Genomic DNA, 13,892 nt, shown 5'->3' on the forward strand with positions numbered 1-13,892 from the left:
CTCGGGACATAGCGGCAGGCCTATGCCCGGGTGCGCAGCGAGCCCGCGACACCGACCAGGAGAAAGAGCGCGCCCATCGTCATCGGGAACGCGAAGGCGTCGAAGAAGAACAGGCTGACGAACCCGACGAGCACCGCTGCCATGAGGGCCAGGGCCAGGTCGTAGGTGCGGGCGTCGGTGTCCGCGCTGCGCTTGCGCACCCGCACGAGCACCCGGACGGTCGCCACGCAGATGCCGAGGAACAGCACCGTGCCCACCAGGCCGACGGTCACCAGCAGCAGGAGGTACTGGTTGTCGAAGATCCGGTAGGTGGGCAGGAACGTGCCCAGCCCGCGCCCGAACAGGGGGTCGCGCGCGATGAACTCGCCCGCCAGCTCGAAGGAGCCGGTCCGGGAGGTGACGCTCGGGTCCTCCGAGGCGCCGGTGAACAGGCCGAGGATCGAGGACAGCATGTTGGGCGCGACCACGATGCCCGCCACGGCCCCGACGGCGGTGACGCCGAGCATGACCCGGCGCCGCGCGCCCCTCCAGCCGACCAGCATGACGATCAGGGCGACGGCGGCGCCCACGTAGGCGGACCGCGAACCCGTCGCGGGGACCAGGACGAGCGCCGCCGCGGCGGGCGCCCAGCGGACCACCGCCCTGCGCTCGGTGTGCTCGAAGCCGACGTGCAGCGTCAGCGGCAGCAGCATCGTGACGAGCACGCCGTACTCGATCGGGTGGGTCGCGGTGCCCTGCGGGCGGAACAGGCCGTTGCGCTGGCCCAGCTCGTACGGCGACGTGAGGGTCAGCCCCGGCAGGGTCAGCCGGTCCACGAAGAGCTCGCCGAAGGCGAACTGCGCCAGCCCGAGCACGGCCAGCGCGCCGCCGGCGAGGGCCAGCCGCCAGACGAGCTGGTCGCGCCGGGCGGCCGACGTGATGCCGTCGTGCGCCAGCAGGAGCACCCCGGACCAGGCGAGCAGCGCCAGGATCGCGACGTCGGCGGGGCTCACCTCGTTCGACACGACGGGCCGCGACATCGCCAGGACGTAGGTGACGCCGACGCTGAACAGGAACACGGAGAGCGAGACGCGGATCAGCCGCGGCCCGCTCAGCGTGGGCCGCGCCGCCCCGACGCCCATGAGCACCCACAGCAGCAGGCTCGCGAGGCCCACCACCATCGAGGGTGCGCCCGCGCTGCCGAGCGGCCCGATCACCAGCTTGGAGGGGATGGCGAACAGGAGGAGCAGGTAGATCGAGAGCCAGGTGACGACGTCGAACCGCACCGCCCCCCGCCGCAGCAGCGGCCGCGCCGGGGCGGCGTGCCGCTGGACGGCGACGGGCCGGGCCTGGGTCACCGGGACTCCGCGGAGGACGCCCGGGCGGCGGCCTCGTCGCGGCGTCGCTCACGGGACTCCAGCGGGGGGTTGTGCCAGGGTGGGAGGGACCGGTCGTCCGGGGCGGCGCCGCCCTGCGGCTGCACCGACGGCGGGCGGAGGGTGGGCAGCTTGACGGTCGGCGGCTTGGCGACGAACGGCTTCACGGTCTGCGCCCCGGCGTCGGCCGTGCTCGGCTCCGCCTGCTGCGCGGCGGCCTGCTCCGGGTCCGTCTTCTGCGGGGCCTCCGCCTTCGATCCGGCCGGTTTCGGCTCGGCCACCTTCGCGCCCGTCGCCTTCGCGCCGGACGTCGCGTCCGGCGCCTCCGGGTCGCCGTCGGACGGGTCCTTCGGCTCCGGCTTCGGCTTCGCCGGGCTTACCCGCTTGCGGCCCCGCATCCGGCTGCGCGCCATCCCGTCCACCGCCACGGCGCCGACGACGGTCACCACGAGCCCGACGCCGGCCGCGGCGATGATCATGCGCACCGTGCCGCTGTTGTCGGCCTCCGCCTCCTCGTCCTTGGCGAGGACCAGCGTCGAGACGATGGCGTTCTCGGGCGCGTCGACCTCCTCCTGGAGGCGGCGCAGCTCCACGGGCACCGACGTCGTGAGCTCCTCCAGCGTCGCGAGCGCGCCCTCGGGGCTGCTGTCGGTCACGTCGACAGAGATGACCGGGCCGCGCGTCGACTCCTCGATGGCCACGACGTACTCGGAGTCGGCCGAGCCGGAGGTGAACCGCGCCTTGGCGACGTCGCTCTCGTAGTACGCGACCACCACGCGGGCGGGCAGGTCGAGCCCGCCGAGGGCCAGGAACGGGTTGCCGCCCTTGCCGACCATCTGCTGGGACGGCACGAGCAGGACGAGGCCGCGCGCGGTGTACACCGGCGGCTCCAGCGTGCTCGCGCCGAGGAGCAGGGCGACCGTGGCGAACAGGCCCGCGACGGTCACGTACCACCGGCGGCCCAAGGCTGCTATCACGTCGAGGAATGACATTTGTTCACCCTTTCCGGGCGTATCACGCCGCGCTCGACAAAGGTATCGTGCCGAGGGCGGGCAAAGGAACGAGTCGCGGAACTCCGACGGGAATTTCGCCCGCTCCGAGAAATTGCGGGGAATCGATGACGGTGTGGGACCTGATACGTGCGGCGGTACGGCGGTGGCCCGTCCTGCTGGCCGGTGCCGTCGCCTCCCTGGGGCTCGTGTACACGACCACGCTGGACGACGGCGTCTACTGGAGCCGTACCCAGGTGGTCTTCCTGGCGCCCGCGAGCAAGGCCTACCCGAACGCCCTGCGCACCACCTCCGAGGACCTGATCATCACGGCCGGCGTGGTCGCGAAGGCCGTCTCCGGGCCCGCCGCGGTCACCAAGTACGCGTCGCCCGACGCGACCCTGGTCGGCGAGGGCATCCGCGACGGCTGGTCGGTCCGCCTGCCCGACACCGGCGGCCAGTGGGCCCCCAACTTCGCCCAGCAGGTGCTGTACGTCGAGGTCGTCGGCGCCACGGCCGAGCAGGTCGGCGCGCGGCAGGAGGAGATCATCGACCAGATCGAGCACGAGCTGGACCGCCTGCAGCGCGACGCCGGCGTGGCGCCCGTCAACGACATCACCGTGACGGTCGCCCCCGAGTCCACCGTGGTGCACCAGGTGGGCGGATCGAGCATGCGGGCCGCCGGCATGGCGGGCCTGCTCGGCGCGAGCGCGACGTTCACGCTCATCGCCGTGCTGGAGACCCGCGCCCGCCGGCGCGACGCCGCGGGGCGCGCCGCCGAGGCCGCAGCCGAGCCGGCCCCGGCGGAGCCCGCCGAGCCCGTCCCGGCAGAGCAGGTCCCCGCGGAGCCGGAACCGGCCGCCGCGCGCTGACCCGGGCCGCCGGCTGACGGCCGTGCCCCGGTCGTCAGCCACGCCCCGGCCGTCAGCCGTGCGCGGCGCCACGGACCTCGTCCTCCACGATGCGGGCGACCGACTCCTGCGCCGGGGCCCAGGACCGGCCCAGGACGCTCGCGGCGGCCTTGGCCGCGTACGCGGCGCCGTCGGGCCGCTCGACGGCGGCGGCGAGCTGCGCCGCGATCCCGGCGGCGGTCGGCTCGGCCCACCCGACGTACGGGTTGGGCAGGTCGGCGCGCGCCAGCGGCGAGTCGTTGACCACGGGCACGACGCCGGCGGCCAGCATCTCCTCGGCCACGAGCGAGATGTTGGTGAACGACATCGCCAGGCCCGCCACGACGCGCCCGTACAGGTCGTTGAGCTCCGCGGGCGTCAGGCGGCCGTGGTAGGTGACCGGGATCGTCAGGTCCGCCGGGCGCGAGCCGTAGACGTGGATCTCCTGCTCGGGGTGCGCGCGGTGGAAGCGTTCCAGGGCGAGCCGGGCCAGCAGGTAGCCCCGGCGGCCGACGTCGGGCTTCGCGTAGAGCACCACCCCGGACCGCGGCTTCTCGACCTCGGGCAGGTGGTACGTGTCGGTGTCGCAGCCGAACGGGACGACGTCGCTGCCCTGCCCCAGCTCGGAGGTGAGGCAGCCGGCCACCATGTCGCCGAGCGCGATGCGCCGGAACGGGAACCGGTAGGTCATCGCCGCCAGCTCGTACTCGGACCCGCGCGGGTAGAAGTACGGCTCGTAGTCCTGGATGAAGTAGAGGCGGTGCACGGGCCGGGCCGCGTTCGCCACGATGACGTGCGCGGACTCCCACGACGACGCGACGACGGCGTCCATCCCGGTGATGCCGGCGCGCGCGTCCCGTACCTCGGCGCGCACCCCGGGCCAGCCCGCCCGCAGCTCGGCGGTCCGCTGGGCGACGTCCAGGCCGTGCCGGTCGTAGAGGAACACGACGCACTTGTGCCCGCGGGCCTCCAGGCCCTCGACCATGCGGAACAGGGTGGTGTGGCCGCCGGAGCCCGCGGCGGGCGGCGACGTCACCCAGCCCACGGTCAGCGGCCGGTCGCCGAGCACAGGCTCCGGCGTCGGCAGCGCATCGGGCACGTCCTCGGCGATGTCGGCGGCGTCGAGCTGGAAGCCGAGCGAGGCGGCGTCCGTCGTCCGGTAGGCGCGGGCGGCGGCGCGCTGCGCCAGCCCGCGCGCGCCCACGCGGCGCAGGCGCCGGAGCTTCGCGGTGGCCTTGGTCAGCCGGTTCATCGGTAGGTCCCCTCGTTCACGGGCTCGTTCGGTGGCGCGGTCTCGGGCGGCGTCACAGGCCGGACGTCGCCCAGCGCAGGTACATCAGCTCGGCCCGGGCGCGGCGGGCGACCTTGCGGACGACGGCGCCGGACCCGGCCCGGCCCGTCCGCTCGGCGCGGACCGCCCGGCGGCCGATCCGCGCGGTCGAGGGCCAGGACGCCGACGCCGGCCAGACCTCGGCCGCGAGCTCCAGGTAGGGCGCGGGCGGCTCCGACCGGTCGGCGGCCGCCGCGGCGTACCGCAGGGCGTCCCGGGCCAGCGCCGACCGGGCGCGGTCGTGCAGCCCGCGCGCGCCGGTGATCCGGTCCCCGACGTTGGCGAACAGCCGGTCGTACGCGTCCACGCGGGCGCGCAGGTCCAGGAGCGCGCCCGAGCCCTCGTTCACGCTCAGGCTGCCCGCGTGCTCGCGGTGCAGCGCCTGGTCGGCGCCGCCCACGTAGGCGACGTCGCCGACGGCGGCCAGCCGCAGCCACATCTCGACGTCCATCGTGAACTTGAGGTGCGGGTCCAGCGGTCCGACGTCCTTGAGCAGGTCGGCGCGCATGACCACCTCGGGCGAGGTGATGGAGCTGACGCCCGTGCGGCACCGCTCGGACAGCCACGCGCGCCCGTCCCAGACGGTCCAGGACAGCTCGTGCAGCGCCCCGACGGGCGGCGTGCCGTCCTCGAAGTGCTGCGGGTGGCCGTAGACCAGCCCGACCCGCGGGTACTGCTCCATGACCGCCGTCGCCCGCGCGAGCGCGCCGGGCGGCAGCATGTCGTCGGCGTCCAGCCGCACGACGAACTCGCCCGTGCTCTGCTCCCAGCCGCGGTTGAACGACCCGACCTGGCCCAGGTTGTGCTCGTTCGCCAGCACCGTCACCGCCGGGTGCTCGGCCGCCAGGGCCCGCGCGACGGCGAGGCTGTCGTCGGTGGACGTGTCGTCGACGACGATCACCTCGACGTCGACCCCCTCCTGGGTCACCAGGCTGCCCACCGTCTGCGGCAGGAACCGGCCGTAGTTGTAGCAGGGCACCACCACGGAGACCTTCGGGCGCAGCTGCGGGGCGGCCGCGGGACGACGTCGGAAGGACTGCGCCGCGAGCGGCGACCGGACCCACGACCCGAGCGTCCGGACCACACGGGCGCCCGGACCCTGCCCGCCCGTGGCGTGCCGGTCCACCCACCCGCGCCAGGCGTTCGCCGCCCGGTCGAGCGTCCCGGCGCTCATCGCGGCACCCGCCTGGTGACGGCGTCGTGCAGCGTGCGCACCACGTGCTCCTGCTGGTCGGCGGTGATCCCCGGGAACATCGGCAGCGAGAGGATCTGGTCGGCGTGCGCCTCGGCGCGTGGCGCGGTGCCGGGGCGGAAGCCCAGGTGCTCGGTCGCGGGCAGCAGGTGCACGGGGGCCGGGTAGTGGATGCCGTGCCCGATCCCGGCGGCCGACAGCGCCGCGGACACCGCGGGCCGGTCCGGCGTCCGGACCACGTACAGGTGCCACACGTGCGTGGCGCCCGGCAGCTCGCGCGGCGCGACGAGCTCCGGCACGTCCGCGAACGCCTCGGCGATGAGCGCCCCGTACCGGGTCGCGGCCTCCGACCGCTGCTGGTTCCAGGCGTCCAGCCGGGTCAGCTTCGCGGACAGGACGGCGGCCTGCAGGGAGTCCAGGCGCGAGTTGGCGCCCACCTCCAGGTGCTCGTACCGGTTGATGCCGCCGTGGTTGCGCAGGCGGCGCGCCCGCTCGGCCACGTCGTCCGACGGCGTCATGACCGCGCCGCCGTCGCCGAACGCGCCCAGGTTCTTGCCCGGGTAGAAGCTCGTGGCGGCCACGTCGCCCGCCCCGCCCGAGCGGGCGCCGTCGCGGCTCGCGCCCTGCGACTGGGCGGCGTCCTCGACCACGAGGACGTCGGGGCCGACGACCTCGCGGAGCCGCGCCACCGGCGCCATCTGCCCGTACAGGTGCACGCCGACGACGGCGCGGGTGCGCGCCGACATCCGGCCGGCGACGTCCTCGGGGTCGATCAGGAAGTCGTCGTCCACGTCGGCGGGCACCAGCAGGGCGCCGCAGCGCAGCACCGCCTCCGCCGTCGCGAAGAACGTGTTGGCCGGGACGATCACCTCGTCGCCGGGGCCGATGCCGGCCGCGCGCAGGCCGATCTCCAGGGCGTCCGTGCCGTTGCCGACGCCGATCGCGTGGCGCACCCCGCTGTAGACGGCGAACTCGCGCTCGAACCGCTCGACGTCGGGCCCCAGCACGAAGCCGGAGGTGCGCAGGATCGCGTCCCAGCGCTCGCGGACGTCGGCCTCCACCTCGGCGGTCTGGACGCCCAGGTCCAGGAACGGCACGGGGGAGTGCGGGGGCGCGACGGGGATCGTCGCGGGAGCCGGGGCGGGGACCGCGGTGGGGGCGACGGCGGGGGTCGCGGTGGTGGTCTCGGTCATGAGGTCGTTCCTCTCGGTCGGGCAGCCGGGACGGCGTCCGGCAGAAGGTCCGGGGTCTGGTCGGTGGCTTCGGGCTCGGCGTCGGTCCCGGCGTCCGGCTCGGCCGGACCGTCGAGCGCCGTGCGGGCGGCGCGCCAGCGCGGCCGCACCCAGGCGAGGGTGCTGGCCGCGTAGAGCACGAGCGTGACGCCGCCGGCGAGGAGCCCGCCGAGCAGCGCGTTCTCGACCCGGTCGGCCGCGAGCATCCCCGCGGCGACGGAGGCCACGGCGGCGACCGCCGGCACGGTGAGCGCCCAGGCCAGGGCCCCGACCTCGTCGCGCGAGCGGCGCAGCAGCACCAGGTAGGCGGGCACCAGCACGCCGACGGCGACGGCCGCCTGCGCCACGGCGACGCCGATGCTGCCACCCGTCCGGGCGCCCACCACGGTGGCGGGGACCAGGGCGGCGAGCCAGACGATCTGCACCACGAGCACGCCGCGCGAGCGGCCGAGCGCGTAGAGGTATCCGGCCAGCACGTCGGCGATCACGCGCACGGCGCCGACGACGGCCAGCGGCACCAGGATCTGCGCGGCCGGCTCCCACCGGGAGCCGTAGACGAGCACGACGACCGGGTGGGCCAGTGCGGCGAGCATGGCGGCCGCCGCGGCGACGGCCCACCAGACGGGGCCGAGCAGCGGCACGAGCGCGGCCCGGGCGCGTTCGCGCACCTGTGAGAAGGCGGGCAGCGTGACCGAGCGCAGGGCCTGGCCCACGAGCGTCATCGGCCACGTCGAGATGTTCGCGGCGAGCACGTAGAAGCCGAGGGCGACGGCGCCGGCCGTGTTGCCGAGCACCACGCGGTCGACCGACAGGAGCACCCAGGACAGCAGGTTCGCGGCCGCGACGGGCAGGCCGAACGCGAGCACGGACCGGGCGACCGTGCGGTCCCACGAGAGCCGCAGCCGGGTCCGGGTGAGCCAGAACTGCATCGCGACGCCGCACGCCTGGCCGGCGACCCGGCCCACGGCGAGCCCCACCAGGCCGTAGCCGAACGCGGCGAAGGCGAGGGTCACGACGGCGCCGACGCCGAAGTCGAGCGCGGTGGAGCGGAACAGCCCGCGCTGGTCGAGGTTGCGCTGGAGCGTGGCGAACGGCACCACGCCGATGCCGGCCAGCAGGAACGTCGCGGCCAGGATCGCGATGGGCCCGGCCGCGCCGGGGCCGCCCATCGCGGAGGCGAGCGCGGGCGCGGACAGCGCCGTGATGACGGTCAGGGTGCCGCCGGTGACCAGGCCGAGGATCGCGACCGGGCCGGTGCGCCGCTGGAAGTCGGGGCTGCGGACCAGGTCGGCGCTCAGGCCGAGGTCGGCCAGGGCCATGACGACGCTCTGCACCGTCAGGGCGATCGCGTACAGGCCGAACTCCTCCGGCGACACGATGCGCGCGATGACGATGCCCAGGCCGAGGTTCCCCAGCCGCACCACGACGGTGCCGGTGGTGCTCCAGCGCAGGGCGCGCCCGACCTTGCCGCTCAGGGTGCCTTCGTCAGTCACGGGCCGGCCTCTCCCGCAGGCGGCCGCGGACGACGTCCCACGCGACGCGGGCGCCGAGCCGGGCCAGGTCGCGCGGGGAGCGGCGTCCGGTCGCCGCGGCGGCCCGGTAGACCTGCTCCATCCGCTCGGCCGACGCCACGAGCGAGTAGCGCTCGGTCACGACCCGGTGGCCGAACGCGCCGCGCTCCGCCCGCAGGCCGGCGTCGCGGACCAGCGGGCTCAGCGCGGCGGCCAGCGCCGCTGCCCCGGCGCCCCCGGCCCCGAACCAGCCCTGGCCGAGGAACACGGCCAGGCTCTGCTCGTCGAGCGCGCGCCAGTACCCGCGCTCGCCCTGGACGACGACGGGCTTCCCGAACGCCATCCCCTTGAGCACGGAGCTGCCCATGCCGATGACGACGTCGGCCGCGTCGTAGGCGGGCCGCGGGTCGTCCAGGGCTCCCGCCACGACGACCGCGGGCCGCCCGAGCTCGGCGTTGACCTTCTCGGCCCGCGCCACGACGGCGTCGGACCGGGGGCCGTCGCCCACGACGAGCAGGCGGACCGGGCTGGCCGGGCCGGCCTGCTCGACGACGTCCATCGCCTCCAGGACGCCCGCCGTCTTGTCGAGGTCGTCGGTGAGGCGGCAGACCACGGAGACCACGACGTCGTCGGGCCCGAAGCCCCAGCGGGCGCGCGCCACCGGGCCGCCCGCGACGCCCGGCGCGTTGGCGACGGTGTCCACGGGCGGCTCCAGGAGCTCGACCTGCCGGTAGCCCCGGCCCTCCGCGTCCTCGGCGAGGTCGCGGGTGCCGACGACGAGCGGCAGGTGCCGCGGGATGTAGCCGGAGACGTACATCGACATGGTCGTCACCACGGCCGGGGTGCCGAGCAGGAGGTGCGTGCCGAGCGCGACGTCGATCGCGGGGCCCCACTCGTGGGCGTGCACGACGTCGGCGCGGGTGCGGCGCACGGCCGACACCACCCGCGCCATGTTCCGGGGCGACGGCCAGGTCAGGTGGGTCGGCAGGGTCTCGGTGTCGAGCCCGAACCGGTCGGCCACCTCCCACAGGGCCCCGCCGGGCGGGGCGAGCACCAGCACGTCGTGGCCGCGGGCCATGGTCTCGCGGGCGAGCTCGAGCGCGCCGAGCTGGCTGCCGCCGATCTCCATGTGGTGCACGTACACGACGACTCTCATCGGGCCGCCCCCACGGCGCGGGACGTGATCCGCCGGGCCGGGACGCCGGCCCAGGTCTCGCCGTCGGGCACGTCGGTGAGCACCACGGCGCCCATGCCGACGACGGCGCCGGCACCGATCCGGACCCCGGGGTACACCGACGCGTTCATGCCGACGTAGGCCGCGCGGCCCACGCGCACGCCGCCGCCCAGGGAGACCCCGGCCGCCAGCGTCGCGAAGTCCCCGACCACGCAGTCGTGCGTGACCGTCACCCGCGGCATCGCGACGACGTGCGCGCCGAGCACGGCGTCCGCGGTGATCGTCACGCCGGCCAGCAGGATCGAGCCCTCCCCGACCGGGGACCCGGCGGGGTTGCGCACCGACGGGTCGACGACGCGCGCGTACGTCGACCCGTTCGTCAGCCGGCCGTGCACGGCGGCCCGGGTCAGGCTCGGGCCGACGCACAGCAGCAGCCGGGCGCCGGGGTGCTCGGCGGCCGAGGTCACCGGCCCGAGCACCGGCGCGCCGCCGACCGTGATCGACAGCTCCGCGAACCGGTCGTCGAGCACGCCGAGCACGTCGTGCCCGGCCTCGGCCACGACCGGGAGCACCTCTCGGGCGAGGCCGCTCGCCCCGACCAGCAGCAGCGGCCCGCCCCAGCTCGCTGCCACGTCACTCTCCTCCGTACCCGCGGAGGACGTCGACCACGCGGCCGAGCTCGTCGTCCGTCATCTGGTGGAACAGGGGCAGGATCAGCGTGCTGTCCGTGAGCTGCTCGGTCACCGGCAGCGGCACGTGCGTGCGGCCGGCGTGCGCGGGCTGACGGTGGGCGGCCATGATGCCGCGCCGCGCGGAGATGCCCGCCGAGGCCAGCGCGAGCAGCAGCCCCTCCCGGTCCAGCCGGTAGGCGGGCAGCACCTCGACCCAGAGCGACTGCGCGTTGCCGGCGCCCCAGGCGGGGTCGTCGACGAGGCGCAGGCCCGCGACGTCCGCCAGCTCGTGGCGGTAGCGGGCGGCGATCTCCCGCCGTCGGGCGACGATCGCGGGGAGGCGGCCGAGCTGCACGAGGCCGACGGCCGCCTGGAGGTCCGTCATCCGGAAGTTGAACCCGACCTCGCCGAACTCCTCGGGCGGTGACACGAGAGAGGCGTGCCGGTCCGCGGCCGAGACGCTCATCGCGTGCTCGCGCAGGCGGCGCGCACGGGAGGCCCAGTCGGGGCGGCTGGTGGTGATCATGCCGCCCTCGCCGGTGGTGAGGATCTTGCGGGGGTGGAAGGACCAGGCGGTGATCTCGGCGCCCGCCCCGACCGGCCGGTCGTGGTAGGTCGAGCCGGCGCCGCACGCGGCGTCCTCGATCACCACGATGCCGCGCGGGTCGCACAGCTCCCGGATGGGGGCGAGGTCCACCGGCACGCCGGCCTGGTCGACGGCGATGACGGCACGGGTGGCGGGCGTCAGGGCCGCGGCCACCGTCTCGGCGGTGAGGTTGCCGGTGGCGGCGTCCACGTCCGCGAAGACGGGGCGCGCGCCCACGTACGTCGGGGCGTTCGCCGTGGCGACGAACGAGAAGGACGGCACCACGACGTCGTCGCCGGCGCGGATGCCCGCGACGACCAGGGCGAGGTGGAGCGCCGTCGTGCAGCTCGACGTCGCGACGGCGGCGCGGGCGCGCATCGCGTCGGCGAACGCCGACTCGAACGCGGCCACGCGCGGACCCTGCGCGACCCAGCCGGACTCGATCACCTCGGTGACCGCGGCGACCTCCTCCGCGCCGAGCCACGGCTTCATGACGTCGACGCGCGGCAGGCCGGTCTCGACGGCGGTCATGCGACCACCCCCGCGGGTGCGGGCTCGTCGGCGGCGTCGGCCGTGTCGTTCGCGTCCGGGGTGTCGACGGCGTCCGCCGTGTCGGTCGCGTCCGGCGACGAGGCCACCCAGTTGCGGTCCTCGATCCGGCTCAGCATCTCCTCGGGGCTCTCCGGTCGGCTGCGGAACCAGTCGACCAGGTCGGCCACGCCCTGCTCGAAGCTCGTGCGCGGCTCGAAGCCGGTCAGCTCCTTGACCAGGGTGTTGTCCACCAGCAGGCGGCGGACGTCGCCCGGGCGCGCCTCCAGGCGCACCGGCTCGAGGTCGGGCCGCCCGGCGAGCCGGGCCACCGTGTCCACCAGCTCGTTGATGGTCACCTCGGCGCCCGATCCCACGTTGACCGTGCGGCCGACGGCGGCGTCCGCCTCGGCGATGTCGGCCAGCGCCCGCGCGGTGTCGGTGACGTGCAGGAAGTCGCGCGTCTGCTCGCCGTCGCCGTACACGAAGCCGGGCAGGCCGCACAGGGCGCGCACGATCGTGCGCGGCAGCACCTCGCCGCTGTCGCCCTCGAAGTGGCTGCGCGGGCCGAAGGTGTTGAACGGCCGGACCACGACCACGGGCATGCCGTGGGTGCGGAAGCCGGCGCGCGCGTACGCCTCGCCGGCCAGCTTGGAGCCGCCGTAGACGGTCTCGGGCCAGGTCGGGTGCTTCTCGTCCATCGGGGCGTACTGCGCGGTGCCGAACACCTCGCTGGAGCTCACGTGGACGAACCGGCCCACGCCCGCGGCGCGGGCCCGTTCGAGCAGCTCCAGCGTGGCGGTCGCGTTGACCTCGTGGTTCTCGCGCGGGTCGTGCAGGCTGTGCCGCACCCCGAGGCAGGCCAGGTGGAAGACGACGTCCGCGCCGTCGACCAGCGCCAGCGCGGCCTCGCTGCGGATGTCGTCGGCGACGAGCCGCACGGTGCCCGCGTGCGCGCCGGTGCCGTCCGCCCCGTTCGCGGCGGCGTCGTCCAGGTGGTGCGCCAGGTTCGCGCGCCGCCCGTTGACCAGGTTGTCCACCACGGTGACCGACGCCGCGCCGCGGCGCACCAGCTCGTCGACCAGGTGGCTGCCGATGAATCCCGCGCCGCCCGTGACCAGCACGTCCGCGCCCTTGAGACCGCTCGTGCGGTCGAGCCCGCTCATGCCGCACCGTTCCCGGCCGGCTCGCCCGCGAGCACCGGCGTGCGCGCGCCGGCCCCGACGGGGGACACCCCGCCGCCCGCCGCGAGGCTGCGGTCCGCCGCCTCCAGGACCTCCAGGACGCGCAGACCCGCGGAGCCGTCCGTCAGCGCCTGGCGCTCGCCGAGGATCGCCGAGGCGAGCTCGTCGACCATGGAGCCGAGCGCCTCGCGCTCCTCCAGCGCGGGCGACCAGGTGTCGCCCAGGCGGTAGGAGATGGTCGCGGCCCGGCGCTCCAGGCTGTCGAACGCCTGGGTCTCCAGGTCGACGCCGCGGTCGTAGACGCTGATCCGCTGCTGCGGGTTCAGGTCGTCCCACACCAGCGTGCGGCGCGACCCGCCGATCGTCATCCGCCGCACCTTGGTGGGGCTGAGCCAGTTCACGTGCACGCTCGCCACGGCGCCGCCGGGCAGCGGCAGCACAAGGTAGCCCACGCACGACTTGCCCGCGCCGATCGGGTCGGCGCCGTGCGCCGCCACGGACTCGGGCCGCAGCCCGCCGGGCAAGATGTGGTCGAGGACCGACAGGTCGTGCGGCGCCAGGTCCCAGAACACGTCGACGTCGGGCTGGACCAGGCCGAGGTTGATGCGCACGGAGTCGATGTAGAGGATGTCGCCCAGGTCACCGGCCGCCACGAGCTCGCGGATCTTGCTGACCGCGGGCGTGTAGCAGTAGGTGTGGTCGGTCATCAGCACCAGGCCGCGGGCCTTCGCCTCGGCGACCATCTCGGCGGCGGCCGCCGCGTTGTCCGCGATCGGCTTCTCGACGACCACGTGCTTGCCGGCGCGCAGGGCGGCCAGGGCGATGGCGTGGTGCGTCCGCGCCGGGGTGGCGATGGCCACCGCGTCGATGTCGTCGCGGGCGAGCAGCGCGTCGAGCGACGTCTCGACGTCGGCCCGGCCGTTCGCGCGGGCGACCTTGGCCGCCCGGTCCGCGTCGAGGTCGCAGACGGCGGCCAGCTCCCAGCGGTCCGACGCCGCGAGGTTCCGTGCCAGGTTGGGTCCCCAGTAGCCGGCGCCCACCACGGCCGCCCGCAAGATTCTCTGGTCCATGCTGCCTTCTTCCGGTATCAGCTCGGATCGGCCTGGAGTGTTGTCATCCTGGCTTCGATCAATGTACGTCCCGGCCTCACGGCGAACCCGCCGGTGCCTTTGGAAATCACCCGTGGCCGGTGCTTGTTTCACCCGGCGCGTGTTTCACCCGGGGGTGAAAGATGAATGCCCTCAATTGCC

At 75.3% G+C, this 13,892-nt stretch carries 12 protein-coding genes; 1 reads left to right on the forward strand and 11 read right to left on the reverse strand.

Annotated features, from left to right (window positions below; genetic code table 11):
- Nucleotides 1–20: 20 nt before the first annotated feature.
- Together FHX71_RS27655 and FHX71_RS27660 are read right to left on the reverse strand one after the other, a co-directional pair.
- A complete protein-coding gene (locus tag FHX71_RS27655) occupies nucleotides 21–1,337 on the reverse strand; it encodes an O-antigen ligase family protein (RefSeq protein ID WP_182620660.1) in 1,317 nt (438 codons plus the stop codon).
- Complete coding sequence (locus FHX71_RS27660) at nucleotides 1,334–2,347, reverse strand: hypothetical protein (protein WP_182620661.1); 1,014 nt, start codon at nucleotides 2,345–2,347, stop codon at nucleotides 1,334–1,336. Before FHX71_RS27660 ends, FHX71_RS27655 begins: the two co-directional genes overlap by 4 nt.
- 125 nt (nucleotides 2,348–2,472) lie before the next feature.
- Here FHX71_RS27660 and FHX71_RS27665 point away from each other — a divergent pair, with 125 nt between their 5' ends.
- A complete protein-coding gene (locus FHX71_RS27665; RefSeq protein WP_182620662.1) occupies nucleotides 2,473–3,216 on the forward strand; it encodes a hypothetical protein in 744 nt (247 codons plus the stop codon).
- A 52-nt stretch (nucleotides 3,217–3,268) separates the two neighbouring features.
- Here FHX71_RS27665 and FHX71_RS27670 read toward each other — a convergent pair whose 3' ends face one another.
- From FHX71_RS27670 to FHX71_RS27710, 9 genes are read right to left on the reverse strand one after another with little or no spacing between them, the layout of a single operon-like run.
- A complete protein-coding gene (locus FHX71_RS27670; RefSeq protein WP_182620663.1) occupies nucleotides 3,269–4,486 on the reverse strand; it encodes a rhamnosyltransferase WsaF family glycosyltransferase in 1,218 nt (405 codons plus the stop codon).
- A 52-nt stretch (nucleotides 4,487–4,538) separates the two neighbouring features.
- The gene (locus tag FHX71_RS27675; protein ID WP_182620664.1) at nucleotides 4,539–5,738 is read right to left on the reverse strand and encodes a glycosyltransferase family 2 protein; all 1,200 of its coding nucleotides are present in this window, start codon (nucleotides 5,736–5,738) and stop codon (nucleotides 4,539–4,541) included.
- Nucleotides 5,735–6,949, reverse strand: a complete 1,215-nt coding sequence (locus FHX71_RS27680; protein WP_246403568.1) for a DegT/DnrJ/EryC1/StrS family aminotransferase — start codon at nucleotides 6,947–6,949, stop codon at nucleotides 5,735–5,737. The genes FHX71_RS27675 and FHX71_RS27680 overlap by 4 nt, the downstream gene beginning before the upstream one ends.
- Nucleotides 6,946–8,481, reverse strand: coding sequence for an oligosaccharide flippase family protein (locus FHX71_RS27685; RefSeq protein ID WP_182620665.1), 1,536 nt, complete (start codon nucleotides 8,479–8,481; stop codon nucleotides 6,946–6,948). Before FHX71_RS27685 ends, FHX71_RS27680 begins: the two co-directional genes overlap by 4 nt.
- Nucleotides 8,474–9,655 (reverse strand): glycosyltransferase, encoded by a 1,182-nt coding sequence (locus FHX71_RS27690; protein ID WP_182620666.1) that lies wholly within the window; start codon nucleotides 9,653–9,655, stop codon nucleotides 8,474–8,476. Before FHX71_RS27690 ends, FHX71_RS27685 begins: the two co-directional genes overlap by 8 nt.
- Nucleotides 9,652–10,305: a NeuD/PglB/VioB family sugar acetyltransferase gene (locus FHX71_RS27695; RefSeq protein WP_182620667.1), complete on the reverse strand. Its 654-nt coding sequence runs from the start codon at nucleotides 10,303–10,305 to the stop codon at nucleotides 9,652–9,654. The genes FHX71_RS27690 and FHX71_RS27695 overlap by 4 nt, the downstream gene beginning before the upstream one ends.
- Before the next feature lies 1 nt (nucleotide 10,306).
- Complete coding sequence (locus FHX71_RS27700; RefSeq protein ID WP_182620668.1) at nucleotides 10,307–11,461, reverse strand: DegT/DnrJ/EryC1/StrS family aminotransferase; 1,155 nt, start codon at nucleotides 11,459–11,461, stop codon at nucleotides 10,307–10,309.
- Nucleotides 11,458–12,624 carry a dTDP-glucose 4,6-dehydratase gene (locus FHX71_RS27705; RefSeq protein ID WP_246403569.1) on the reverse strand — a complete coding sequence of 389 codons (1,167 nt, stop codon included), beginning with the start codon at nucleotides 12,622–12,624 and terminating at the stop codon, nucleotides 11,458–11,460. The genes FHX71_RS27700 and FHX71_RS27705 overlap by 4 nt, the downstream gene beginning before the upstream one ends.
- A complete protein-coding gene (locus FHX71_RS27710) occupies nucleotides 12,621–13,712 on the reverse strand; it encodes a Gfo/Idh/MocA family protein (protein ID WP_182620669.1) in 1,092 nt (363 codons plus the stop codon). The genes FHX71_RS27705 and FHX71_RS27710 overlap by 4 nt, the downstream gene beginning before the upstream one ends.
- Between the last annotated feature and the right edge of the window lie 180 nt (nucleotides 13,713–13,892).

The organism is Promicromonospora sukumoe, from assembly GCF_014137995.1.
Classification (GTDB): Bacteria; Actinomycetota; Actinomycetes; order Actinomycetales; family Cellulomonadaceae; genus Promicromonospora; species Promicromonospora sukumoe.

What these genes read in the sequence shown, in the direction of transcription:
- FHX71_RS27670 (WP_182620663.1), bottom strand. Translation starts at nt 4,486, where the DNA reads ATGAACCGGCTGACCAAGGCCACCGCGAAGCTCCGGCGCCTGCGCCGC.
- FHX71_RS27705 (WP_246403569.1), bottom strand. Translation starts at nt 12,624, where the DNA reads ATGAGCGGGCTCGACCGCACGAGCGGTCTCAAGGGCGCGGACGTGCTG.
- FHX71_RS27660 (WP_182620661.1), bottom strand. Translation starts at nt 2,347, where the DNA reads ATGTCATTCCTCGACGTGATAGCAGCCTTGGGCCGCCGGTGGTACGTG.
- FHX71_RS27675 (WP_182620664.1), bottom strand. Translation starts at nt 5,738, where the DNA reads ATGAGCGCCGGGACGCTCGACCGGGCGGCGAACGCCTGGCGCGGGTGG.
- FHX71_RS27665 (WP_182620662.1), top strand. Translation starts at nt 2,473, where the DNA reads ATGACGGTGTGGGACCTGATACGTGCGGCGGTACGGCGGTGGCCCGTC.
- FHX71_RS27700 (WP_182620668.1), bottom strand. Translation starts at nt 11,461, where the DNA reads ATGACCGCCGTCGAGACCGGCCTGCCGCGCGTCGACGTCATGAAGCCG.
- FHX71_RS27690 (WP_182620666.1), bottom strand. Translation starts at nt 9,655, where the DNA reads ATGAGAGTCGTCGTGTACGTGCACCACATGGAGATCGGCGGCAGCCAG.
- FHX71_RS27710 (WP_182620669.1), bottom strand. Translation starts at nt 13,712, where the DNA reads ATGGACCAGAGAATCTTGCGGGCGGCCGTGGTGGGCGCCGGCTACTGG.
- FHX71_RS27680 (WP_246403568.1), bottom strand. Translation starts at nt 6,949, where the DNA reads ATGACCGAGACCACCACCGCGACCCCCGCCGTCGCCCCCACCGCGGTC.